Origin of the sequence: Aeromicrobium sp. Root472D3, assembly GCF_001426485.1 — a bacterium.
Classification (GTDB): Bacteria; Actinomycetota; Actinomycetes; order Propionibacteriales; family Nocardioidaceae; genus Aeromicrobium.
On the sequence record NZ_LMET01000001.1, the window covers coordinates 994,781 to 1,017,289 of the forward strand.

Annotated in this window: 21 protein-coding genes and 2 riboswitches; of the genes, 5 read left to right on the top strand and 16 right to left on the bottom strand. The window is 74.4% G+C overall.

Translation table 11 applies throughout. From position 1 onward, the window contains the following. Window position 1 precedes the first annotated feature (1 nt). From ASD10_RS04910 to ASD10_RS04940, 7 genes are all read right to left on the bottom strand, one after another. Window positions 2–724: an energy-coupling factor ABC transporter permease gene (locus ASD10_RS04910; protein WP_056605488.1), complete on the bottom strand. Its 723-nt coding sequence runs from the start codon at window positions 722–724 to the stop codon at window positions 2–4. Between the two features lie 25 nt (window positions 725–749). After that, a riboswitch (cobalamin riboswitch) is annotated at window positions 750–883 on the bottom strand. Between the two features lie 22 nt (window positions 884–905). Further along, entirely contained in the window at window positions 906–1,367 is a 462-nt protein-coding gene (locus ASD10_RS04915; protein ID WP_056605491.1) for a histidine phosphatase family protein, read from the bottom strand. Then, window positions 1,364–2,344, bottom strand: a complete 981-nt coding sequence (gene cobA, locus ASD10_RS04920) for a uroporphyrinogen-III C-methyltransferase (RefSeq protein WP_056605494.1) — start codon at window positions 2,342–2,344, stop codon at window positions 1,364–1,366. The genes ASD10_RS04915 and cobA overlap by 4 nt, the downstream gene beginning before the upstream one ends. Next, window positions 2,335–4,806, bottom strand: coding sequence for a cobyrinate a,c-diamide synthase (locus tag ASD10_RS04925; protein WP_056605497.1), 2,472 nt, complete (start codon window positions 4,804–4,806; stop codon window positions 2,335–2,337). Before ASD10_RS04925 ends, cobA begins: the two co-directional genes overlap by 10 nt. Continuing rightward, window positions 4,800–5,414 carry a cob(I)yrinic acid a,c-diamide adenosyltransferase gene (gene cobO / locus ASD10_RS04930; RefSeq protein WP_056605500.1) on the bottom strand — a complete coding sequence of 205 codons (615 nt, stop codon included), beginning with the start codon at window positions 5,412–5,414 and terminating at the stop codon, window positions 4,800–4,802. Before cobO ends, ASD10_RS04925 begins: the two co-directional genes overlap by 7 nt. After that, entirely contained in the window at window positions 5,414–7,483 is a 2,070-nt protein-coding gene (locus ASD10_RS04935) for a VWA domain-containing protein (protein WP_056605503.1), read from the bottom strand. The genes cobO and ASD10_RS04935 overlap by 1 nt, the downstream gene beginning before the upstream one ends. 45 nt (window positions 7,484–7,528) lie before the next feature. After that, window positions 7,529–7,674: riboswitch (cobalamin riboswitch) on the bottom strand. Continuing rightward, a complete protein-coding gene (locus ASD10_RS04940) occupies window positions 7,673–8,335 on the bottom strand; it encodes a DUF2975 domain-containing protein (RefSeq protein WP_157432461.1) in 663 nt (220 codons plus the stop codon). (Overlaps the previous riboswitch by 2 nt.) 163 nt (window positions 8,336–8,498) lie before the next feature. On the opposite strand from ASD10_RS04940, the gene cbiE reads away from it, so the two are divergent. Further along, a complete protein-coding gene (gene cbiE / locus ASD10_RS04945; protein ID WP_056605509.1) occupies window positions 8,499–9,716 on the top strand; it encodes a precorrin-6y C5,15-methyltransferase (decarboxylating) subunit CbiE in 1,218 nt (405 codons plus the stop codon). Beyond that, a complete protein-coding gene (gene cobM / locus ASD10_RS04950) occupies window positions 9,713–10,471 on the top strand; it encodes a precorrin-4 C(11)-methyltransferase (RefSeq protein ID WP_056605512.1) in 759 nt (252 codons plus the stop codon). The genes cbiE and cobM overlap by 4 nt, the downstream gene beginning before the upstream one ends. Before the next feature lie 9 nt (window positions 10,472–10,480). Here cobM and ASD10_RS04955 read toward each other — a convergent pair whose 3' ends face one another. Next, window positions 10,481–11,050 carry a TetR/AcrR family transcriptional regulator gene (locus ASD10_RS04955; RefSeq protein ID WP_056605515.1) on the bottom strand — a complete coding sequence of 190 codons (570 nt, stop codon included), beginning with the start codon at window positions 11,048–11,050 and terminating at the stop codon, window positions 10,481–10,483. A 102-nt stretch (window positions 11,051–11,152) separates the two neighbouring features. On the opposite strand from ASD10_RS04955, the gene ASD10_RS04960 reads away from it, so the two are divergent. Next, complete coding sequence (locus ASD10_RS04960) at window positions 11,153–11,584, top strand: organic hydroperoxide resistance protein (protein ID WP_056605520.1); 432 nt, start codon at window positions 11,153–11,155, stop codon at window positions 11,582–11,584. Window positions 11,585–11,590: 6 nt separating this feature from the next. Here the strand turns inward: ASD10_RS04960 and ligD are convergent, their stop codons facing one another. Together ligD and ASD10_RS04970 are read right to left on the bottom strand one after the other, a co-directional pair. Continuing rightward, the gene (gene ligD / locus ASD10_RS04965; protein ID WP_056605523.1) at window positions 11,591–12,526 is read right to left on the bottom strand and encodes a non-homologous end-joining DNA ligase; all 936 of its coding nucleotides are present in this window, start codon (window positions 12,524–12,526) and stop codon (window positions 11,591–11,593) included. Between the two features lie 9 nt (window positions 12,527–12,535). Next, a complete protein-coding gene (locus ASD10_RS04970; RefSeq protein ID WP_056609888.1) occupies window positions 12,536–13,150 on the bottom strand; it encodes a TetR/AcrR family transcriptional regulator in 615 nt (204 codons plus the stop codon). 77 nt (window positions 13,151–13,227) lie between these two features. On the opposite strand from ASD10_RS04970, the gene ASD10_RS04975 reads away from it, so the two are divergent. Next, window positions 13,228–16,203 (top strand): crotonase/enoyl-CoA hydratase family protein, encoded by a 2,976-nt coding sequence (locus ASD10_RS04975; RefSeq protein ID WP_056605526.1) that lies wholly within the window; start codon window positions 13,228–13,230, stop codon window positions 16,201–16,203. 21 nt (window positions 16,204–16,224) lie between these two features. Here ASD10_RS04975 and ASD10_RS04980 read toward each other — a convergent pair whose 3' ends face one another. Together ASD10_RS04980 and ASD10_RS04985 are read right to left on the bottom strand one after the other, a co-directional pair. Beyond that, complete coding sequence (locus ASD10_RS04980; protein ID WP_056605529.1) at window positions 16,225–17,040, bottom strand: hypothetical protein; 816 nt, start codon at window positions 17,038–17,040, stop codon at window positions 16,225–16,227. 23 nt (window positions 17,041–17,063) lie between these two features. Continuing rightward, entirely contained in the window at window positions 17,064–17,906 is an 843-nt protein-coding gene (locus tag ASD10_RS04985; protein WP_056605532.1) for a hypothetical protein, read from the bottom strand. Window positions 17,907–17,944: 38 nt separating this feature from the next. On the opposite strand from ASD10_RS04985, the gene ASD10_RS04990 reads away from it, so the two are divergent. After that, window positions 17,945–18,982 carry an NADP-dependent oxidoreductase gene (locus ASD10_RS04990; RefSeq protein ID WP_056605535.1) on the top strand — a complete coding sequence of 346 codons (1,038 nt, stop codon included), beginning with the start codon at window positions 17,945–17,947 and terminating at the stop codon, window positions 18,980–18,982. A gap of 34 nt (window positions 18,983–19,016) precedes the next feature. Here the strand turns inward: ASD10_RS04990 and ASD10_RS04995 are convergent, their stop codons facing one another. Genes ASD10_RS04995 through ASD10_RS05010 form a run of 4 tightly spaced genes read right to left on the bottom strand, consistent with a single transcriptional unit; the run spans window position 19,017 to window position 22,483 of the window. Further along, a complete protein-coding gene (locus ASD10_RS04995; protein WP_056605538.1) occupies window positions 19,017–20,534 on the bottom strand; it encodes a precorrin-2 C(20)-methyltransferase in 1,518 nt (505 codons plus the stop codon). After that, complete coding sequence (locus ASD10_RS05000) at window positions 20,531–21,196, bottom strand: precorrin-8X methylmutase (RefSeq protein ID WP_056605541.1); 666 nt, start codon at window positions 21,194–21,196, stop codon at window positions 20,531–20,533. The genes ASD10_RS04995 and ASD10_RS05000 overlap by 4 nt, the downstream gene beginning before the upstream one ends. Continuing rightward, window positions 21,193–22,071: a sulfite reductase subunit beta gene (locus tag ASD10_RS05005; RefSeq protein WP_056605545.1), complete on the bottom strand. Its 879-nt coding sequence runs from the start codon at window positions 22,069–22,071 to the stop codon at window positions 21,193–21,195. The genes ASD10_RS05000 and ASD10_RS05005 overlap by 4 nt, the downstream gene beginning before the upstream one ends. Window positions 22,072–22,111: 40 nt before the next feature. Beyond that, window positions 22,112–22,483 (bottom strand): hypothetical protein, encoded by a 372-nt coding sequence (locus ASD10_RS05010; RefSeq protein ID WP_235501752.1) that lies wholly within the window; start codon window positions 22,481–22,483, stop codon window positions 22,112–22,114. Window positions 22,484–22,509 lie beyond the last annotated feature (26 nt).

The following is a 22,509-nucleotide window of genomic DNA, read 5'->3' on the forward strand; positions in this document are numbered from 1 at the left end:
GTCAGGCCTCCGTCGTCTCGGTGGGCGTGCCGGACGGCGCCCGGTGGGGCGGGTCGGGCGTCGGATCGGGCAGGACGCCCAGGCGGATCAGCTCGGGGGCCGCGACGTCGCGCAGCACCCGGAACACCAGGACGCCGAGCAGGCCCTCGGCGATCGCCAGGGGGATCTGCGTCACCGCGAAGATCGAGAGGAACTTCGAGGCCGCGCCGACGATGCCGCTGCTGGGGTCGGGGAACGCCAGGGCGAGCTGCATCGAGGTGACGCAGTACGTCGACAGGTCGGCCAGCGCCATGGCGAAGAACACCGACAGCGAGATCCCGCCGCCGAGACGTCCGACGACGCGGTAGGCGGCGTACCCGACCCACGGGCCGACGATGGCCATCGAGAAGGCGTTGGCGCCCAGCGTCGTGATGCCGCCGTGCGCCAGCAGCAGCGCCTGGAACAGCAGCACGACCGTGCCGAGGAACGCCATGACGGGCGGGCGGAACAGCACGGCGCCGAGGCCGGTGCCGGTGGGGTGGCTGGAGCTGCCCGTGACGGACGGCAGCTTGATGGCCGACAGGACGAAGGTGAACGCCCCCGACGCACCCAGCAGCAGCTTGGTCTCGGGGTGGTCTCGCACCTGTCGGACGACGGATCGACCGCCGTGGATGACGAACGGGGCTGCCGCGACGGTCCACGCCGCAGCGTGGACCGGGGGCAGGAAGCCTTCGGCGATGTGCATCGAACTCTCCTTGGATGACGCGTCCATATGAGTGGAGGCAACGGAGAAGTCTCTGACTCCCGGGTCTGGTGACCCGGTCACAGTGGCGCGACCGTCCCGGAGTTCCACCGGGTTCCTTGCACCGTTGCCGTGAGCTGATTCAGTGTGGCACAGCCGTCGCCCGGGACGAAGGGATCCCGGGTCAGCGAGGGGGCAGCTCGACCGAGATCTCGCGTGTCGAGGGGTCGACGGACGTGACGGAGCCGTTGGCGGCGGGCTCGGGCCGACGTCCGCTCAGCAGGCCGACGGCCAGGCCGATCGTGTCGCCGTGGCTCACGGCGACCGTGTGGTCGGGGTCGCGTCGATCGAGGACGTGCTGCACCCGCGTCAGGACGTCGGGGTACGACTCGTCGAGGCCCTTCTCGAGCAGCATCGGCTCGACCTCGACCTCGAGCCCGAGGTGGGCGCCGATGATCTGCGCGGTCTCGAGCGCGCGGGTCGCCGGGGAGCTCAGCAGCCGGACGACGCCCCGGCCGGCGAGCGTCTCGGCGGCGTGCTGTGCCTGCTCGCGACCGAGATCGGTCAGCGGCGGGCTGAGCTCGTGGCCCTGCAGGCGGTCGAGGACGTTCCACGTCGACTGGCCGTGGCGCACCCACAGGATCATGCGAGGCCCTCGACGTCGGCGACGTCGCCGATCACCGCGACGGCGGGCGGTCGCACGTCGGCGGCGGCCCCGGCGATCGTGGCCACCGTGGCGCGCACGACGTGCTGGCTCGGCAGGCTCCCGTCGGCGACGACGGCGGCCGGCGTGGCGGGGTCGAGCCCGCCGTCGACGAGCGCCGCGCAGATCGCCTCGAGCGTCCGGACGCCCATCAGCACCACGATCGACGTGCCCGCGCGGGCCAGCGCCGCGTAGTCGAGCGTGCTGTCGGGGTGGCCCGGCGGGACGTGCCCCGACACGACGGTGAACCCCTGGGTCAGACCGCGGTGCGTCACGGGGATGCCGGCCAGCGCGGGGGCGGCGATCGCCGAGCTGACGCCCGGGACGACGTGGGTCGCGATGCCGGCCTCGTGGCACGCCAGCAGCTCCTCGCCGCCGCGGCCGAAGACGAAGTTGTCGCCGCCCTTGAACCGGACGACGTGCCGTCCGGCCTTGGCGTGCTCGACGAGCAGCTGGTTGATGTCGTCCTGGCTGGTCGACCGGCCGCCGGGGATCTTGGCGACGTCGACGACCTCGACGTCCGCGCGGGCCCAGCCCAGGGCGGCGAGCGGGGCGAGCCGGTCGGTCACGATGACGTCGGCCCGCTCGATCGCGGCCCGGCCGGCGACCGTGACCAGGCCGGGATCGCCCGGCCCGCCGCCGACGAGCGTGACGGAGCCGGTGTCGAGGATGCGGTCGGTCTCGGCGGCCCGGGGGTGGCCCCGCAGCACCAGGTCGAAGGCGTCGAGCTCGCCGGGCCCGGGGTCGCGCGGCGTCCACGTGACGAGCCCGCGGGCCGCGAGGTCGTCGATCGTCGCGGTGACGTCGGGGGCGATGACCGTGACGACGGCTCCGCCCTCGAGCAGGGCCGCGACGTGGGCGGCCGCGCGGATGTCGCCGCCCACCACGGCCGCGCTCAGGCCGGTGACGTTCAGGTCCACGGCCCCTCCACCCTCAGCGTCGCGAGCAGCTTGCGCGTGGTGTCGGGGCGGCGGACGGCGATGCGGACCCACGAGTCGTCCAGCCCCGGGAACGTGTCGGCCCGGCGCAGCGCGTAGCCGGCCGACCGCAGGCGCTCGTGCGAGCCGCGCGACACCTTGGCCAGCACGAAGGGAGCCGCGGGCGCGACGAACGCGATGCCCAGCTCGGTGAGCCCGTCGGTCAGCACGGCGCGGTGCTGCGCGATGCGCGTGACGCGGCGGGCCGCCTCGGCCATCGCCTGCTCGGACGCCGTCGCGACCATCGCCGCGCCGGCCTGCGACGACACCGACCACGGCGACTGGTGCGCGCGCAGCTCGGCCAGCAGGTGCGGCTGGCCGAGGACGTAGCCGGCCCGGACGCCCGGGATCGACCAGAGCTTGGTGAGGCTGCGGACGACCAGGAGGCCCGGCAGGTGCGTGCCCGCGAGGGAGTGCTGCTCGCCGGGGACGGAGTCCATGAAGGCCTCGTCGACGACCACCACGCGGTCGGGGCGCAGCAGCATCCGGATGGTCTGCGCGGGGTGCAGCACGCTGGTCGGGTTGGTGGGGTTGCCGATCACGACGAGGTCGGCGTCGCTCGGCACCAGCGTCGGGTCGAGCGCGAAGCCGTTGGACGGGTCGCACAGCACGTGGTGCGGCGTGTGACCGGCGGCCAGCAGGGCGGCGTCGGGCTCGGTGAACTGCGGGTGCACGACGACGGGGCGCTTCCACGCGCGCATGCGGGCGACCAGGCTGAACGCCTCGGCGGCACCGGCGGTGGCCAGCACCTCCTCGGTCGCGCGGCCGTGGCGGCGCGCGACGGCGTGCTCGGCGTCGCGGGCGTCCGGGTAGGCGCCGACCGTCGACAGGCTCGCGTGCAGGGCGTCGTCGAGCCACGCGGGCCGGACGTCGTCGTGCACGTTGACCGCGAAGTCGACCAGGCCGTCGCCGAGCTCGCGGTCGCCGTGGAACGCGAGACCGTCCGCGACGCGGTTCACCACGGTCTCGTGGTGAACCGCGTCCTCCCGGGGGAGGCTTGCCGCGGGCGGACGGGGTCTACCACGGTCCCGTGGTAAACCGTCGAACGCGTGGACGGCGTCGGCGAAGCGCTGGGCGATGCGCGGGTGGCCGGCCCAGTGCGTGTGCAGGTACGACGCGTGCAGGGAGTCGGAGCCGATCCCGTGCCCCTCGCCGTCCAGCAGCCACGCCGCGGTGTCCTGGTCGACGGCGTCGACGAGCTTCGTGCGGTGGAACTCGTGGCCCGTCACCCGCGTGCCGGCGACGCCCATGAGCTGATCGGTCGGCACGACCACCGAGCGGTACGACAGCGTCAGCCGGGGGCTCATGACGGCGTCGGCGTCGACCGCCCCGACCATCGGGACGCCGTCGACCGAGCGGCACAGGTACAGCAGCCCCGCGCACTCGGCGACGGTCGGCATGCCCGATGCGACGGCCGCGCGCAGCGACTCGCGCAGCGGGGCGTTGGCGGCCAGTCCGGCCGCGTGCACCTCGGGGAACCCGCCGCCCAGGTACAGGCCCGCGGTGCCCTCGGGCAGCGACTCGTCGGCCAGCGGGTCGAACGTCACGACGTCGCAGCCCGCGGCGCGCAGCAGCTCCTCGGTCTCGGCGTAGCGGAACGTGAACGCGCGGCCGCCCGCCATCGCCACGACCGGACGTCGGTCGCCGGCCGCGTGCACCTCGTGCGTCGGGTCCCACGGCTCCTCGTCGAGATCGGGCGCCGTGCGGGCCAGCGCCAGCAGGTGGTCGAGGTCGATGCGCTCGGCGATCTGGTCGGCCAGGCGGTCGAGGGCGTGGGCCGCGTCGTCCCGCTCGTCGGCGGGCACGAGGCCGAGGTGACGCGACGGCGCGACGATGCCGTCGTCGCGCTGCAGCACGCCGAGCACCGGGACGCCGGTCGACTCGAGGGCGCTCACGACCTCGTTCGCGTGGCGGGCCGAGCCGGCCTTGTTGACGATGACGCCGACGATGCGCACCGACGGGTCGAACGCGACCATGCCCTGCACGACGGCCGCGATCGAGCGCGAGGCGTGCGAGATGTCGACGACCAGGACGACCGGCGTCCTGGTGACGGTCGCGACGTGCGCCGTCGACGAGAAGCCGTTGCCGCCGATCTGCCCGTCATACAAGCCCATGACGCCCTCGACGACCGCGATGTCGGCGGGGTGGTCGCTGCCGACGCCCGCACCGTGCAGCAGCAGCGGGACGAGCCGCTGCTCGCCGACCATGTGCGGGTCGAGGTTGCGCCCGGGCTTGCCCGTGGCGAGCGCGTGGTAGCCGGGGTCGATGTAGTCGGGGCCGACCTTGTGGCACGAGACGTCGTGGCCGGCGCGGGTCAGCGCGGCCATCAGGCCCGTCGCGATCGTGGTCTTGCCGTGCCTCGAGGCGGGGGCGGCGACGACGAGGCGGGGCAGCGAGCTCACCATTCGATGCCTCGCTGACCCTTCTGGCCGTTGTCGAACGGGTGCTTGACGTGCTGCATCTCGGTCACGAGGTCGGCGATCTCGACCAGCTTGGGGTCGGCGTGCCGTCCGGTGATGACGACATACTGGCGCCCGGGGCGGTCGCGGAGCGTCTCGACGACGTCGTCGACGTCGACCCAGCCCCACTTCATGGGGTACGTGAACTCGTCGAGCACGTAGAGGTCGTGCCGCTCCTCGGCGATGCGCCGCTTGACCTCGGCCCAGCCCTCGGCGGCGTCGGCGGCGTGGTCGTCGTCGGAGCCCTCCTTGCGCGACCAGCTCCAGCCCGAGCCCATCTTGTGCCACTCGACGGGGCCGCCGACGCCGGTCGTGTCGTGCAGCTCGGCGAGGCGCTCGAGCACGGTCTGCTCGCCGATGCGCCACTTGGCCGACTTGACGAACTGGAAGACGCCGATGTCCCAGCCCTGGTTCCAGGCGCGCATCGCCATGCCGAACGCGGCGGTCGACTTGCCCTTGCCCGCGCCGGTGTGGACCATCACGAGCGGCCGGTTGCGGCGCTGCTTGGTCGTCAGGCCGTCGTCGGGGACGGTGAGGGGGACGCCTTGGGGCATCAGGCGGCTCCCGTCTCGGGCAGGCCGCCACGGACGACCTCGGTCAGGGCCGACGCGCTGACCTCGCCGAGGGGGACGTACTCGGCCATCAGGTGGTCGGCCAGCTGACGGGCCAGGCCCATGCGGAACTTCCCGGTCTCGCAGTCGATCACGAGGCTCGCCACGCCGGTGGCACCGAGGTGGGCCGCGACCTGGTGCGCGCGGTCGAGCGCGCGGTCGCCGTGGGTCGCGCGGCCGTCGGTGATGACGACGAGCAGGGGGCGGCGGCGGGGGTCGCGGACGCGCTCGAGCCGCAGGACGTCCGCGGTCTTGAGCAGGGCCTCGGCCAGCGGGGTGCGACCGCCCGCGGGCAGGTCGGAGAGCCGGGCCGCGGCGATGTCGATCGAGCCGGTCGGCGGCAGCGCGAGCTCGGCGCCGTCGGCGCGGAACGTGACGAGGCCGACCTTGTCGCGGCGCTGGTAGGCGTCCATCAGCAGCGACAGGATCGCGGTCTTGACCTGCTCCATGCGCCGGCGGGCGGCCATCGAGCCCGACGCGTCGACGCAGAACAGGATCAGGTTGGACTCGTGGCCCTCCTTGATCGCGAGGCGCAGGTCGGACGCGCGGAACGACAGGCCGGCGTCACCCGTCGCGCGTCCGCGGGCGAGCTGGTGCGGCGCCGCGGCACGGATCGTCTCGGTGAGGTGGATCGAGCCGCCCTGGCCGGCGCGGGGGGCCGCGCCGATGCGGCGTCCGGTCTCGGTGATGGCGCGGGACCGGCGTCCGGACTCGCCCGCGCCGGTGCCGCCGACCGTGAACAGCCGGGGCCGGTAGGGCTGCTGCGGCGACGCGACCGTCACCTCACCCCCACCCGCCGACGAGTCGCTCTGGCCCGCTGACGAGTCGCTCTGACCCGCTGACGAGTCGCTCTGACCCGTCGACGAGTCGCTCCCGCCCGTCGACGAGTCACCCTCGGCGCCCCCGGACTGCTCCGGAGAGTCGGTGCCGTCCGAGTCACCGCCGTCGCCCTCACCGTCGTCGTCGCCGAGCTGGTCGGGCGTCGGCGGCTCGGGCTCGGGCTCGTCGTCGCCGAGGATCTGGTCGAGCAGGTCCTCGTCGATGCCCGGGGCGTCGAACGGGTTGCGGCGACGGCGGTGCGGCAGCGCGAGGCGCGCCGCGGCGCGGATGTCGTCGCGGCCGACGCCCGTGCGCCCGTTCCACGCCGCGTGCGCCGCCGCGGCGCGGGCCGTGACGATGTCGGCACGCATGCCGTCGACCTCGAACGCGGCACACACCTCGGCGATCTTGAGCAGGGCCCAGTCGCTGAGGTCGACCTGCTCGACGAGCTTCTGCGCCGCTTGGATGCGATCGGTCAGCGAGGCCTCGTCGTCGGCGAACCGCGCCGCGAACCCCTCGGGGTCGGTCTCGTAGGCCAGGCGCCGGCGGACGACCTCGACGCGCGTGGCCGGGTCGCGCGGCGCGGCGACCTCGACCGTCAGGCCGAACCGGTCGAGCAGCTGCGGACGCAGCTCGCCCTCCTCGGGGTTCATCGTGCCGACGAGCACGAAGCGGGCGGCGTGCTCGATCGAGACGCCGTCGCGCTCGACCGTCGAGCGTCCCATCGCCGCGGCGTCGAGCAGCAGGTCGACGAGGTGGTCGTGCAGCAGGTTGACCTCGTCGACGTAGAGGATGCCGCGGTGCGCGCGGGCCAGCAGGCCGGGCTCGTACTCGGTGACGCCCTCCGAGAGCGCCTTCTCGAGGTGCAGCGAGCCCAGCACGCGGTCCTCCGTCGCACCGACCGGCAGCTCGACGAGCCGCACGGCCCGGGTCTCGACCTCGGCGTCGGGGGAGAAGGGGCCGTCGGGCGACAGCGGCCTGGCCTCGCGCGGGTCGGACGAGAAGCGGTCGCCCGCGACGACGTCGATCGGCGGGAGGATCGAGGCGAGGGCGCGCACCATCGTCGACTTGGCGGTGCCCTTCTCGCCGCGCACGAGGACGCCGCCGATCGCCGGCGAGATCGTGGAGAGGGTCAGGGCCAGCGCCATGTCGTCGGATCCGACGACGGCGCTGAAGGGGTAGTGCTGTGGCATGTGGGGCTCCCGCTCGTCTGCCGACGTCCGCCGGACGCGGTTGCGTCCGTCGGTCAGGCGCGAGGCCGGTCTTCGGACTTCCCGGCCCAGCTCCTCTCGGAGCGTCCGGGTCACCGCAGCGGGCCCTGTGCCGGATTCTCACCGGCTTCCCGATTCTCCCCTCGCGGGGCACCTCGAGCCTTCTCCTGCCTAGGGTAACGGTCGCGGTGCCGCGCCCCCAGCGTCGGCCGCGCCGCGCTCGTACGCCGTCATGCGCTGCGTCGTGCCGAACTCGCACAGGCCCGCCGCGACCGACAGCCCGACGAAGGTGCCGACGACCGGCCAGAAGGCTCCGTACTCGGGCCAGCTCTCGTTCGCGACGAGGTCGTTCGCGACGCCGGTGAGAATCCACGAGGCGGTCACGCCGGCGAGCACGAAGGCGGCCGCCCACCAGCGCAGTCGCCTGATCAGGCGGACGGCCTCGCTGCTGAAGGGGCCGTCGTCGCGGGTGCGCTCGATCACCCGGCGCAGGGCGACCAGGCCGCCGAGCACCGCCACGATGATCGGCAGCGCCCGCAGGTCGACGAGCGCCTGCACGGCGCGGGGGTGGTCGAGCTCGTCGTGCGGACGGCAGACGACCTCGCGCACCGTCGCTCGCCGGACCTGGCCGTCCGTGGCGAAGTCGTCGTCGGCGGGCGAAGCCCGGTCGACCGTGACGCACACGTGATCGTCCAGCGCGCCGTCCTCCGTCCCGCCGTCGAGGCTCGTGAGGGACAGCAGGCCGAGTGCCACGACGATCGTCGCGAGGACCAGTGCGATCGTCACGACCGTCGCCATCGCGCCCCAGTGGGTGGTGGCCCTGTTCGGCTGCATCCGAGCAGGCTAGGGCCTGGCGGTGCGCCGAGTGGTGCGAACCCGTCCCCGAGTGGTGCGCCCCGGTCGGACACGCCGTCCCGGAAAGACACGCCGTCCCGGAAAGACCAGTCCGCACCACTCGCGGGGCCGGGTCGGGGGAGGCGGGATATCGTCGACGCTCGTGAGCACACGGGTGACGGTCGTCGGCATCGGCGCGGACGGCTGGACGGGTCTGACCGAGGCGGCGCGCGAGATGGTCGACGGCGCCGCGGTCGTGCTCGGCGGCGAGCGGCACCTCGCGATGCTGCCCGACGTGCCCGAGCAGATCCGCCAGACCTGGCCGTCGCCGTTGCTCGAGCAGCTGCCGAGCCTGCTCGCGACGTTCGACGGCTACGAGGTCGTGGCCCTCGCCTCGGGCGACCCCCTCGTGTCGGGCATCGCGACGACGCTGGTCGAGATGCTCGGCAAGGACGCCGTGACGGTCGTGCCGGCGCTGTCGTCGGTCGCCCTGGCCCGCGCCCGCCTGCGCTGGTCGGCCGAGTCGACCGAGGTCGTGACGCTCGTGGGTCGCGACCCCCACCTCGTCGCCCGGTCGCTGGCCCCCGGTCTGCGCCTGCTCGTGCTGTCGTCGGACGGCTCGACGCCCGCCGAGGTCGCGGCCCTGCTGACGGCGGCCGGCTACGGCGCGAGCCCCATGACGGTGCTGTCCGACCTCGGCGCGCCCGAGGAGGCCCGCCTCGACGGGGTCGCCGCGTCGTGGCGCGACCAGGCCGTGCCCGCGCTCAACGTCGTCGCGGTCGAGCTGGCCAGCTCGGGCGCGCGCCCGCTGGGCTTCGTGGCGGGCCTGCCCGACGACGCGTTCGAGCACGACGGACAGATCACCAAGCGCGACGTCCGCGCGTCCGCCGTGGCGCGTCTGGCCCCCGTGCCCGGCCAGACGCTGTGGGACGTCGGCGCCGGTGCGGGCTCGGTCGGCATCGAGTGGCTCCGCGCCCACCCCACGTGCCGCGCCGTCGCGATCGAGGCGCGCGAGGACCGCGCCGCCCGGATCGCCCGCAACGCCTCGACGCTCGGCGTGCCGGTGCTGCAGGTCGTGACGGGTCGGGCTCCCGAGGCGCTCGCGGGCCTCGAGCGCCCCGACGCGATCTTCGTCGGCGGCGGTGCCACCGAGGAGGGGCTGGTCGACGCCTGCTGGGACGCGCTGCGGCCCGGGGGACGCCTCGTCGTCCACGGCGTGACGCTCGAGACGGAGGCGGTGCTGGCCCACCGCTACGCCGAGCTGGGTGGCGAGCTGACCCGCCTGCACGTCGAGCACGCGGCCCCCATCGGCACCTTCACGGGCTGGACGCCGTCGCGCGCCATCATGCAGTGGGCCGTCACGAAGGACGAGGAGTCGTGACCGTCCACTTCGTCGGCGCCGGGCCGGGCGCGGCCGACCTGCTCACGGTGCGGGCCGTCGCGATGCTCGCCGCGACGGACGTGTGCGTGTACGCCGGCACGTACCTCGACGAGGCCGTGCTAGGCCACTGCCGCGACGGCGTCGAGCTCGTCGACACGCAGCACCTGGACCTCGACCAGATCACGGCCCGGCTGGTCGACGCCCACGCCGCCGGTCTCGACGTCGTCCGGCTGTGCTCGGGGGACCCGTCGATCTACTCGGCGATCCACGAGATGACCCGGCGGCTCGACGCCCACGGCGTGCCGTGGGACGTCACGCCCGGTGTGCCGGCGTACGCCGCCGCGGCCGCGCTGCTGGGGGCCGAGCTGACGGTGCCCGAGGTCGTCCAGTCGGTCGTGCTGACGCGCACGCAGGCGCGCTCGACGGCGATGCCCGAGGGCGAGTCGCTGTCGCACTTCGCGGCGTCCGGGGCGACGCTCGTGCTGCACCTGGCGATCACCCGCACCCGCGTGCTCGCGGCCGAGCTCGCCGAGTCGTACGGCGACGACTGCCCGGTCGCCGTCGTGGCCGATGCGAGCCGGCCCGGCCAGGTCGTGCTGCGCGGCACGCTCGCCGACGTCGCCGACCAGGTGGAGGCGGCGGGTCTGCGCCAGGCCGCCGTGATCATGGTCGGCCGGGCCCTCGCGCCGGACGTCCGCGGATCGGAGTCGTACCTCTACGACCCCAGCCGCGACCGCTCGCAGAAGCAGGTCTGACGGCGCGCGTCAGCGGCCGATGATCGCCCGGGCCCCGCGGGTGAGGTCGGCAGCGACCTGGGTCGCGTCGTTGCCGATGTAGCCCGACACCATAGCGCCGTCGCGCAGCATCATGACCTGCTCGGCGCGGGCGGCGGCGTGCGCGACGCCGAGCTCGTCGAGCAGCTGGCGCGCCTGCTCGGTCAGCCACGCGCGGTGGCGGGTGATGATCGCGTGGCCCGGGTGGTCGACGTCGGCGATCTCGGCCGCCGCGTTGATGAAGGGGCAGCCGCGGAAGCCCGGCGTGCAGCTCGCGGTGCCCACCACCTGGGCGTACCACTCGAGGACGGCGGCCGGGTCGCCGTCGAGCTCGGCGCGCTTGGCCGTCACCGCCGCCCTCTCGTCCTCGGCCCGCACCTCGAGGTAGGCGGCGATGAGGTCGTTCTTGCTCGGGAAGTGGCGGTAGAACGTGACCTTCGAGACGTGCGCGGCGGCGATCAGCTTGTCGGCGCTGACGGCGCGGATGCCCTCGGCGTAGTAGTGCTCGACGGCCGCGTCGAGGATGCGGTCGCGGACGGGCTTCATCTCGATGACGCTCATGCTGCTCCTGGGCGGGAGGGGGTGGGAGTGGCGGCGGCGGACGGCTGGGAGCGCCGTGCCATCATGTAGACGTACTAGTCAGTCTACATCAAGGAGCCTGCCATGCCCGAGTCCATCGCCTACACCGCCGTCGCCACGTCCGACGGTGACGGCCGCAACGGTCACGTCCGCTCGAACGACGGGCTGATCGACGCGGACGTCCGCACCCCCAAGGAGATGGGCGGCGCCGGCGGCGCGACCAACCCCGAGCAGCTGTTCGCCGCGGGCTACGCCGCGTGCTTCCACTCGGCGCTGAAGGCCAGCAGCAAGGTGCACGGCGTCCAGATCGTCGACTCCGCCGTGACGGCCGAGGTCGGCATCGGCCCCGACGGCAAGGGCGGCTTCGAGCTCGCCATCACGCTGCACGTCGAGCTGGGTGGCGGTGTCTCGCAGGAGGACGCCCAGAAGGCCGTCGAGGTCGCGCACCAGGTGTGCCCGTACTCCAACGCCACGCGCGGCAACGTCGACGTGAAGCTCGAGGTCGAGGTCGCCTGACGCCCGTCACGGGGCCGGTTCGCCGGCCCCGTCGCGGTCGGCCCACTCCAGCAGCGGCCGGATGTCGAACGGCGCGTCGTCGATCGCCGCGTGCAGGTCGCCGATGCGCGCGAGCCGCTGCGGCATCGTCGCGATCGTGAAGTCGTGGGGGTCGAGGTCGTCGATCTCCTCCCACCGCACCGGCGCCGAGACGCGTCCGTCGGCGAAGCCCCGCACCGAGTACGCCGCGGCGATCGTGTGGTCGCGCGCGTTCTGGTTGTAGTCGACGAACAGCTTCGCGGGGTCACGGTCCTTGCGCCACCACGCCGTCGTGACGTCGTCGGTGCGCCGCTCGACCTCGTGCGCGAACGCGAGGGCCGCGCGGCGGACGTCGTCGAAGCCGTGCTCGGGCGGGATGCGCACGTACACGTGCAGCCCCGAGCCGCCGGACGTCTTCGGGAACCCCGTGGCCCCCAGCTCGTCGAGCACCTCGTGGACGACGTGCGCGACGCGCTGCACCGTCGCGAAGTCGCACGCGTCGCCCGGGTCGAGGTCGATGCGCCACTCGTCGGGCTGCTCGACGTGCCCGCGCCTGCTGTTCCACGGGTGGAACTCGACGGTCGACATCTGCACGGCCCAGATGATCGCCGCGACCTCGGTGACGCACACCTCGTCGACGTCGCGGTCGAACCGCGGGAAGTGGATGCTGACGGTCTCGAGCCACGGGGGAGCGCCGTTCGGCACCTTCTTCTGGTGCACCTTCTCGCCGCCGACGCCCTTGGGGAACCTGTGCAGCATGCACGGCCGCTCGTACAGCGCGTTGACGAGCGGTTCGCCGACCGCCAGGTAGTACTCGACGAGGTCGAGCTTGGTCCAGCCGTGCTCGGGGAAGTACACGCGATCGGGGTTCGACACGCGCACCGTCCGGCCACCGACCTCGATCTCGACCGCTGGTGTCGCCATGGCCCCACGCTAGACCCAGTCGGACGCCTCGGCCCGTCCGAGCAGCACGGGGATCGCGCGGCGCCAGCGGTCGAGCAGCACCTGCTGCGCCCGCCGCTCGTCGACCAGCAGGGTCGTCATGGTCGAGCCGGTCAGCAGGTCGATCGTGAACTGCACGAGCGTCGGCACGCGCGGGTCGTCGTCGTCGACGAGGGCGGAGACGGCGCGGTGCACGGCGTCGAACACCGTCCGCTCGACCGGGACGAGCGCCGCCCGCAGGTCGGCGTCGGTGCGGGCGGCGACCCACAGCTCGAGGACGGCGAGGAAGACCGGGCTCTGCAGATCGGCCCACACGAGGTCGACGGCGTCGTCCCACCGGCCGGACGTGCGCCGGCCGGCGTCGTCCTCGAGCACGTGCAGGCGCCGGGCGGCGACGTCCTCGACGACCGCGACGAGCAGGGCGGCGCGGTGCGGGAAGTGGTGCAGCAGGGTGCCGCGCGCGACGCCGGCCCGCTCCTGGATGCGCGAGATCGTCGTCGCGGCGTACCCGTCCTCGACGAGCGAGGCGACCGTCGCGTCGAGCACGCGGGCCCGGGTGGCGGCGGTGCGCTCGTGCTGCGATCGGCGCACGGTCCTGTCGGGCATGACCACACCTTGCCAGACCGCCGGGCCTCGACCAGACTGCTCACGACACAAACAGTCCGATCGTACGGAAAGTTGCCATGAGTCAGAAGAAGTCAGTCCGTCGTCGCGCCGCACGGATCGTCGGCACCGCGTCGGCCGTCGCGGGCATGGCCCGCAACCCCGACGTGCGACGGGCCGTGCTCGCTGCGCCCTTCGAGCGGTTCACCGGCCGCGACGGCCACGGCGGCGGGCCGGACGTCGCTCCGGGGGCCGCCACGATCCCGGCGCCCGACGGCATCGACGACTTCGGGCGCCGCAGCGCCGCGACCGCGTCGTCGCCGACGTCGGCCGACCGGCTCGGCGCGGCGCTGGCCGACTTCGACCGGGCGCCCGAGTGGTTCACGCTGCACTCGGCCTGGCGCGGCGACCCGCCGGGACGTCTCGCCGAGGGCGACGCCTTCGCGCAGCAGCTCCTGCTGATGGACATCCCCGCCGAGGTGCGCTGGACCGTCGTCTCGGCCGGCGCGACGGGTCTGGTGCTGCGGGGCACGGGCCCTATGGGGATCGTCCTCGGGCTGTGGGCCACCGTCGTGGCCGACGGCGCGGGGTCGCTCGTGCGCGTCGACGTCGGTGCCGACGGCCCCCCGCTGCGCGGACCCGTGGGGACGACCGTCATGCGCAGCATCGACGCGGCCCTGGGGGTCTCGGTCGACCGCATCGCCGCGATGGACGCCGGCGCGTCGGCCCGTCCGCAGTGGACCGTCCGCGACGAGCCCGTGGTGCACGCGGCGACGGGGCGCGTGCTCGACCCGCGCACGCCGGTCGTGGTCGGCGTGGGCCAGGTCGTGCAGCGGGAGCCGGACGCCGCCGCCGACCCCGTCGCCCTCGCGGCCCGGGCCCTGCGCGCCGCGGCCGCCGACTCGGGCGTGGGCGACGACCTGCTGCGCGCCGCCGACGCGGTCTACGCGATCCCGAGCGCGTCGTGGACGTACCGCGACCAGGCGGCGCTCGTCGCCGAGGCCGTCGGCGCGAGCCCGTCCGAGCGCGTCCAGTCGACGCCGTACGGAGGCGACGGGTCGCAGCTGCTGGTCAACGAGGCCGCCGCTGCCGTCGCGTCGGGGCGGTCGAGCATCGTGCTGGTCGCGGGTGCCGAGGCGGGTTCGACGCTGGCGGCGCTGCAGAAGGACGGGCGGTCGCCGTCGTGGCCCGTGCAGGAGGACGGCGCCGCCCCCGACCGGGTCGTCGGCGTCGACCGCGTCGCCAACAACGAGGTCGAGACCGCGGCCGGTCTCGGCGCACCGGTGTTCATGTACGCGCTGATCGAGTCGGCGGTGCGCCGCCGACGCGGTCACGACGTGCCGACCCACCGGCGGGCCGTCGCCGGGCTGTGGTCGCGGATGTCGGCGATCGCGGCCCGCAACCCGTACGCGTGGAGCCCGACCGAGGTCGGGGCCGACGAGCTCGCGACCGCGACGCCGGCCAACCGGGCGATCAGCGAGCCGTACAACAAGCTGCTGTGCGCCAACCTGCAGGTCGACCTGGCGTCGGGGCTCGTCGTGACGAGCGTCGCCGCGGCCCAGGCGGCCGGCGTGCCGCAGGACCGCTGGGTCTTCGTCCTGGCCGGCGCCTCGGCGCACGACGAGTGGTTCGTCTCGGAACGGGCCGATCTCTCGCGGTCGCCGGCGATCCGGGCTGCCGGCCGGGCGGTGCTCGACCACGCCGGTCTGACGATCGACGAGGTCGCGCACGTCGACCTCTACTCGTGCTTCCCGTCGGCGGTGCAGATCGCGGCCGACGCCCTCGACCTGCCCGTCGACGACCCCGACCGCCCGCTGTCGGTCACGGGCGGGCTGACGTTCGCGGGTGGTCCCGGCAACGCGTACGGCAGCCACGCGATCGCGACGATGGTGCCGATCCTGCGCGCCGACCCCACCAGCACGGGCCTGTCGACGTCGCTCGGCTGGTACGCCACGAAGCACGCGGTCGGCCTCTACTCGGCGACCCCGCCGCGGGCCGCCTACGCCCACCTGCGACCGACCGTCGACCGTCCGCCCGCCCGACGGGCGCTCCGGACGCACGAGGGCGACGTGGTGGTCGAGGCCGTCACGGTGCCCTACGACCGCTCGGGCCGACCGGAGGCCGCGGTGCTCAGCACCCTCACGCCCGACGGTGACCGGGTCCTGGTGCGCACCGACGACGCCGCGATCGTCGCGCTCGCGGTCGACGGCGACCCGATCGGCCGCACCGTGCGGCTGGCCGCGGGCGCGGCGACGCTGGTGCGACGCACGGTCGCCGCCCTGCCCAAGCCGCCGCGCGCGCCCGTGAGGGTCGAGTGCGACGGAGCCGTCGCGATCGTGACGCTCGACCGTCCGGAGGTGCGCAACGCGATCGACGTCCGCGCGGCCACGGCGCTCGAGCAGGCGATCGACGACGCCGAGGCCGACGACGGCGTGCGCGTCATCGTGCTGACGGGCGCCGGGGGCACGTTCTGCGCCGGCATGGACCTCAAGGCCGCGGCGCGCGGCGAGATCCCCGTGACCGAGCGTCGGGGGCCGCTCGGGCTCACGGGCCGTCCGCCGCTCAAGCCGCTGGTGGTCGCGGTGGAGGGGAGCGCGCTCGCGGGCGGCTGCGAGCTGGCCCTGGCCGCCGACCTGGTCGTCGCGGCCGACGACGCCGTCTTCGGCGTCCCCGAGGTGCGGCGCGGCCTGCTCGCAGCCGCGGGAGGCGTCATGCGGCTGCGCGACCGGCTGCCCCGCAACATCGCGATGGAGCTGACGCTGACGGGCGACCCCATGTCGTCGCAGCGCCTGGCCGACCTGGGCCTGGTCAACCGGGTCGTCCCCGCGGGTGGCGCGCTGACCGCGGCGCTCGAGCTGGCCCACCGCATCGCCGCGAACGCGCCGCTCAGCGTCGCGGTCGGCAAGCAGATGGTCGACGCCGCGCCGGCCTGGCACCCCGACGAGGCCTTCGAGCGGCAGAGCGTCATGGCGTCGCCGGTCATCCTGTCCGACGACGCGCGCGAGGGCGTCCTGGCCTTCGCCGAGGGCCGCGACCCGGTCTGGACGGGGCGCTGAGCCGGCGCGGACGCTGGGGGGTCAGTGGCCGGTCGGGTCCAGGCCGGCGGCGACGATCTGCTTCGACGCCGTGACGGCGAGGTGCGCGACGGACGAGAAGTGCTCGACGGCGTCCGGCGCGATGCCCGCCGCGGTCGCGCGGTCGGTGTCGGTCTCGATCTGCGTGCGGGCGATGATGCCCGCCTCGGTGATCGCGTCGTCGTCGTCGATCCAGCCCCGCGAGCGCAGGCCGTCGGCGCCGGCCGCCCACTCCTCGTCGGTCCACCCGCGCAGCTGCTGCTGGCCCGTCATCGCCATGCCCGCCGCGACGGCGAGGACGTTCGCCGTGACGCCGTCGATGCCGGCCGCCGTCAGCACCGCGAGGTGCGAGTCGCCGCGGAACTCGCGCAGCGTCGAGGCCGCGTGCCACACCGCGCCGAGGTCGTCGTCGGGCACGGGCAGCGCACGGTGGCCGGCGGCGAGCGGACGCCCCGCGAGGTCGAGCCCGGGCAGCCCGGCCTGCAGCCCGGCGGCCAGTGCCGCGACGTCGACGTCGTCGAAGCCGGGGGCGATGGTCTCGCGGGCCAGCCGCTGCCGCGCCGCCAGGATGTCGTCGCGCGACGCGAGCTCCCACGCGGCGGGCAGCGCGCGGTGCACCATGCGCGGCGCGAAGCCGTGGAACGTCGCGACGACGACCTCGGGCGGCGGCGTGCCGAGCGCGACCGCCCGCGACGCGAAGTAGCCCATCCACGTGCCCTTGAGGCCGACGGCCTCGAAGGCCGCCTTGGCATCGGGGCTGAAGTAGACGACGTGGTGGATGGTCTCGACGGCGTGCCAGAAGCTTCTGCGGAGGGTCACGGCCCCAGTGTGTCGCACCGCCGTCAGGGTCGGGGGACGCCCGTGGGGTTGGGGTAGGCCACGGCGCCGGTCCGCTCGAGGGCCCGCGCGACGTCGACGACGGCGTCCTCGACCGTGATGGCCCGTCCGGTCGCGCGGCGGTCGAGGCCCGCGGCGCACACCCGGTCGGTCGTGTCCTCGACCTGCGCGCGGGCCGAGCGTCCGGTCTCGGTCAGCGACCCCGACGCGTCGACCCAGCCGCGGGTCGCGAGCCGTCCGACCGCCTCGTCCCACTGGTCCTCGGTCCACCCGCGGATCGTCCGCTGCCCGTCGGGCACGAGCCCGGCGGCGACGGCGAGCGCGTTGGCGGAGGCGCCGTCGAGGCCCGCGGCGGTCAGCACCGCGACGTGGCAGTCGCCGCGGTACTCGCGGATCGTCGTCGCGGCGTGCCACAGGCGTCCGATGTCGTCGTCCGGCGCGGGCAGGTCGGCGTGCGCCGCGGCGAGGGGACGGCCGGCGAGGTCGAGCCCGTCGACGACCTGGCCGAGCTCGCGGGCGACCTGCGCGACGTCGGTGCCGGCGTCGTCGAGCGCGGGTGCGAGGGCGTCGCGGGCCAGGCCCAGGCGCGCCTCGAGCACGTCCTCGCGCGACGCCATGTGCCACGCGTCGGGCACCGCGCGGGCGACGAGCGAGGGCGCGAACCCGTGGAACAGCGCCGTGACGAGCCCCGCCGACGGGGTGCCGACCGCGGCCGACCGCGACGCGACGTAGCCCATCCAGTACCCCTTGAGCCCGGTCGCCTCGTAGCGGGCCTTCGCCTCGGGCGAGAAGTAGACGACGTCGTGGACGGCCTCGATCGAGCGCCAGAACGCCCTGCGCTGAGTCATGGGCCCAGTCTCGCAGGCGGTGGGTATCGTCGGAGGCGATGACTGACACGACGCACAACACCCGCATCCTGCTCGCCTCCCGCCCGCACGGCGAGCCCACCACCGACAACTTCGAGATCGAGACGGTGCCGCTGCCCGAGCCCGCCGACGGCCAGGTGCTGCTGCGCACGATCTACCTGTCGCTCGACCCCTACATGCGCGGCCGCATGAACGACGCCAAGTCGTACGCGGCCCCCGTCGAGGTCGGCGCGGTCATGGAGGGCGGCACGGTCGCCGAGGTCGTCGAGTCGCGCGACCCGTCGCTCGCGGTGGGCGACATCGTGCTGTCGTACGGCGGCTGGCAGTCGTACGACGTCCAGCCCGCCTCGCAGGTGCGCAGGCTCGACGCCTCCAGGGCGCCCGTCTCGACCGCGGTCGGCGTGCTCGGCATGCCCGGCTTCACGGCCTACGCGGGCCTGCTCGAGATCGGCCGCCCGCAGCCCGGCGAGACCGTCGTCGTGGCCGCGGCCGCCGGCCCCGTCGGCTCCGCGGTCGGGCAGATCGCCCGCATCAGGGGTGCGCGGGCCGTCGGCATCGCCGGTGGCCCCGAGAAGGTCGCGTTCCTGCGCGAGATCGGCTTCGACGAGGCCCTCGACCACCGCTCGCCGACGTTCGCGGACGATCTCGAGGCCGTCGTGCCCGACGGCATCGACGTCTACTTCGAGAACGTCGGCGGCCACGTGTGGGACGCGGTGCTGCCGCGCCTCAACACGTACGCGCGGGTGCCGGTGTGCGGCCTGGTCGCGCACTACAACGAGACCGAGCTGCCCGAGGGGCCCGACCGCTCGTCGCGCCTGATGCAGACGATCCTGACCAAGAGCATCACGGTGCGCGGCTTCATCCAGAACGAGTTCGTGAAGGCGCACTACAAGGACTTCCAGCGCGACGTCTCGGCGTGGATCGCCGACGGCTCGCTGCAGTACAAGGAGGACGTCGTCGACGGTCTCGAGAACGCCCCCGAGGCGTTCTTCGGCCTGCTGAAGGGCAAGAGCTTCGGCAAGCTGCTCGTGAAGGTCGGCGACGACCCGACCCGCTGAGCCCGCCTGCCGCTGGCCCCCTGCCCTCGGCGCGTCAGCCGGCGAAGCGGGGGGTCCAGGCCTGGCCGGCCGGGGTCACGCGCGTGCCGGTCGCGCCGATCAGCAGCAGGCACTTCATGTCGATCGTCTCGGGGTCGAGGTCGCCGAGCGTCGTGACGACGAGCGACTCCTCGTCGCGTCCGACGTCGCGGCCCACGACCACGACGGTCTCGGGCGCGCGGTGCTCGAGCAGGATGCGCCGCATGTCGGCGACCTGGGTCGTGCGCGACCGCGAGCGCGGGTTGTAGACCGCGAGCACCAGGTCGGCCTCGGCCACGGCGCGCAGCCGCTTCTCGACCAGCGACCACGGCTTGAGCCGGTCGGACAGGCTCATGACCGCGAAGTCGCCGCCGATCGGCGCCCCCGCGCGGGCCGCGACGACCTGGACGGCCGACAGGCCGGGCAGCACCCGCACCGGGACGTCGGCGTACGCGTCGTCCTCGGCGGCCTCGAACACCGCGGCGGCCATGCCGAAGATGCCGGCGTCACCGCCCGAGACGACCGCGACGCGCTCGCCGGCCAGGGCGAGGTCGAGGGCCAGGCGGGCACGGTCGACCTCGACGGTGTTGCCGGACGCATGCCGGGTGAGGCCCTCGCGCTGCGGCACGCGATCGACGTACGGCGCGTAGCCGACGACGTGCTGGACGTCCGCCAGCGCCTCGGCGACCTCGGGCGTGATCCACCGGTCGGGGCCGGGCCCCAGCCCGACGACCAGCACCTCGGCGGTCGCGGGTGCCGCGGCCGCACCGGTCGTGCGCGCGCGCCGCGGCTTGGTGTCGCCGGGGACGACGATCAGCGAGAAGTACGGCACCGAGGTCGGGTCGACGTCGGCGACCGGCATCCAGCGCTGCTCGGGCATCGAGGCCCGCTCGACGTAGAGCGCGCCCTCGAGCCGTCCGGCCTGGCGCAGCGCCGAGACGACGGCGGGGAACGTGCGGCCGAGCTTCATGATGATGGCGCCGTCGGTGTCGGCCAGACGGCGGGCCAGCTCGGGCTCGGGCAGGGTTCCGGGCAGGATCGTCAGGACGTCCGTCAGCCGCACCAGCGGCGACGCGACGGCGGCCGTCGCGGCGGCGAACGCGGGGACGCCCGGCACGACCTCGGTCTCGAAGCGGTCGGCGAGCCGGTCGTGCATGTACATGTAGGAGCCGTAGAACAGCGGGTCGCCCTCGGCCAGGATCACGACGTCGCGGCCCGCCGCGAGGTGGTCGCCCAGGCGCGTCGCGCACTCCTCGTAGAACTCGGCCATCGCGCCGGCGTACCCGCCCGGGTGGTCGGTCGTGCCGGTCGTGACGGGGTACTGCAGCACCTCCTCGACCACGCCCTCGGGGAACAGGCCGACCGCGATGCGTCGCGCGTTCGACTGCTTGCCGACGCCCTGGTGGTAGGCGATGACGTCGGCGGCACCGATCAGCCGGGCCGCCTTCAGCGTGATGAGCTCGGGGTCGCCGGGGCCCAGCCCGACGCCCCAGAGACGTCCGGCACCGGGGCTGCCGGGAAGGGGCGTGCTCACTCCTTCTCCTGGGCCAGGGCGTTGATCGCCGACGCGGCCATGGCCGAGCCCCCGCGTCGTCCGCGCACCGTCAGGAACGGGATGTCGAGGGCGGCGTCGACCTCGGTGAGCGCCGCGAGGGCGTCCTTCGACTCGGCCGCGCCGATGAACCCGACGGGGGTGCCGATGATCGCGGCGGGACGCGGCGCACCGTCGAGCAGCATCTCGAGCAGGTGGAACAGGGCCGTGGGGGCGTTGCCGAACGCGACGACGGCACCCTCGAGGTGCTCCTCCCACAGCGACACCGCGGCGGCCGAGCGCGTCGTGCTCCAGGCGGCGGCGAGGCCGGGCACCCGCTCGTCGCGCAGGAAGCACATGACCTCGTTGTCGTGCGGCAGGCGGGCGCGCGTGACGCCGGACGCGACCATCGTCGCGTCGGTGATGATCGGTGCGCCCGACTGCAGCGCGCCGCGGGCCGCCGTCACGAGGTGGTCGTGGATCACGAGGTCGGCGGTCAGGTCGACCTGGCCGCACGCGTGCACCATGCGGACCGCGACCTTCTCGGCGTCGGCGGGCAGGTGCGACAGGTCGGCCTCGGCGCGGATCGTCGCGAAGGAGTCGACGTAGATCGCGCCGCCGTCGTCGACGTAGTCGAAGTGGCGCGAGGGGCGTGTGAGGGTCACTCGATCTCCAGGTCGGGGATGATGACGCTGCGCCACGGGGTCACGATGACCTCGTCGGCCCAGTGTCCGGCCATGGCGTCGACGAGGGAGCGGTCGAGCAGGCCGTCGGGGACGTCCAGGTGGATGGCTTCGGTGCCGGCACCCTGGGCGATCATGCCGTGCGGCAGGGGGAGCGACCTGACGTGGGTGCGGACGTCGCGGGGGGCGGGGGCCGCGACGAGCTCGGCGCCCTGGCCGGGCAGCTCGTCGACGTGCCACGGCGCGCTCTCGCCGGTGCCGGCCGCGGCGAGGAACCGCAGCGCGTGCTCGACGAGGGCCGCCGGGACGTCGTCGAGGGGCAGGACGGGGCCCCACCCGTGCGATCCGATGCGCAGCTGCGCCTGGTCGGGGGCGACCGCCGTGACGCCGAGGTCGAGGGTGCGGTGGCCGACGTCGCCGCGTCCGTCGTCGAGCACGAACAGGAACCGGCCCGCGAGGCGCGCGAGCTCGGGCTCGGCGCACAGCAGCCGGTCGAGCTCGAGCGCCGTGCCCCGCAGGTCGGCCAGGCCGCCCGTGCGCCCGGTCAGCGGCGAGACCATGACGTTGCGCACGAGCTCGTGGCTCGTCGACGGCAGGAGGCCCGCCCCGGTCAGGGCCTCGACCAGCGCCGGCGGCACGCAGCCGTCGGCGTGCTCGATGCCGCGCAGCTGCAGGTTGGTGCGCTTGGTGAGCAGCACCGTGCCGTCGGCGTGCTGCTCGGCGATCTCGATCAGCCGGGCCAGGGACGCCGACGGGACGACTCCGCCGATGAGGCGCAGCCGCACGATCGCGCCGTCGGCGGCGATCCACGGGCGCAGCACGCCGGGGCAGCGGTCGACGTGGGTGCGCGAGGTCATCCGGCCATGATTTCACGCCGTCCGGACGCGGCCCGCGCGGCTACGACGACCGACCCCTGGCGCGTGCGATGCGGGCCCTGACCCGCTTGGCCTCGTACTGCTCGGAGGTCACGGCGGCCGTGAGGTCGGCGTCCTTCACCAGGACGTCCAGCCCGACGTCGACCGGCGGGTAGGCCTCGATCGGCTCACCGTGCGCCATGACGACGTGGACGGGCTCGCCGGCGTGCACGAGCCGGACGACCGAGCCCTCGACGACGGTCGCGGCCTTCGCGAAGGCCTTGCGGCGCTGCAGCTGCACCTGTGCCTTCTTCGCCGCGATCTCGGCGGCCGGGCGCCCGGCCTTGTCCCAGGCGATCTTGGCCTGCGGGCCGTACGTGACCGCCTTCTTGGCGGCGGGGCCGATCCAGCTCATGCGCGACTCCTCGGGGTGGTCTCCCA

Excerpts from the sequence above, each read along its gene's own strand:
- ASD10_RS04910 (WP_056605488.1), bottom strand. The coding sequence starts at position 724 with ATGCACATCGCCGAAGGCTTCCTGCCCCCGGTCCACGCTGCGGCGTGG.
- ASD10_RS04915 (WP_056605491.1), bottom strand. The coding sequence starts at position 1,367 with ATGATCCTGTGGGTGCGCCACGGCCAGTCGACGTGGAACGTCCTCGAC.
- ASD10_RS04925 (WP_056605497.1), bottom strand. The coding sequence starts at position 4,806 with ATGGTGAGCTCGCTGCCCCGCCTCGTCGTCGCCGCCCCCGCCTCGAGG.
- cobO (WP_056605500.1), bottom strand. The coding sequence starts at position 5,414 with ATGCCCCAAGGCGTCCCCCTCACCGTCCCCGACGACGGCCTGACGACC.
- ASD10_RS04935 (WP_056605503.1), bottom strand. The coding sequence starts at position 7,483 with ATGCCACAGCACTACCCCTTCAGCGCCGTCGTCGGATCCGACGACATG.
- ASD10_RS04940 (WP_157432461.1), bottom strand. The coding sequence starts at position 8,335 with ATGCAGCCGAACAGGGCCACCACCCACTGGGGCGCGATGGCGACGGTC.
- ASD10_RS04955 (WP_056605515.1), bottom strand. The coding sequence starts at position 11,050 with ATGAGCGTCATCGAGATGAAGCCCGTCCGCGACCGCATCCTCGACGCG.
- ASD10_RS04960 (WP_056605520.1), top strand. The coding sequence starts at position 11,153 with ATGCCCGAGTCCATCGCCTACACCGCCGTCGCCACGTCCGACGGTGAC.
- ligD (WP_056605523.1), bottom strand. The coding sequence starts at position 12,526 with ATGGCGACACCAGCGGTCGAGATCGAGGTCGGTGGCCGGACGGTGCGC.
- ASD10_RS04970 (WP_056609888.1), bottom strand. The coding sequence starts at position 13,150 with ATGCCCGACAGGACCGTGCGCCGATCGCAGCACGAGCGCACCGCCGCC.
- ASD10_RS04975 (WP_056605526.1), top strand. The coding sequence starts at position 13,228 with ATGAGTCAGAAGAAGTCAGTCCGTCGTCGCGCCGCACGGATCGTCGGC.
- ASD10_RS04985 (WP_056605532.1), bottom strand. The coding sequence starts at position 17,906 with ATGACTCAGCGCAGGGCGTTCTGGCGCTCGATCGAGGCCGTCCACGAC.
- ASD10_RS04990 (WP_056605535.1), top strand. The coding sequence starts at position 17,945 with ATGACTGACACGACGCACAACACCCGCATCCTGCTCGCCTCCCGCCCG.
- ASD10_RS05005 (WP_056605545.1), bottom strand. The coding sequence starts at position 22,071 with ATGACCTCGCGCACCCACGTCGACCGCTGCCCCGGCGTGCTGCGCCCG.
- ASD10_RS05010 (WP_235501752.1), bottom strand. The coding sequence starts at position 22,483 with ATGAGCTGGATCGGCCCCGCCGCCAAGAAGGCGGTCACGTACGGCCCG.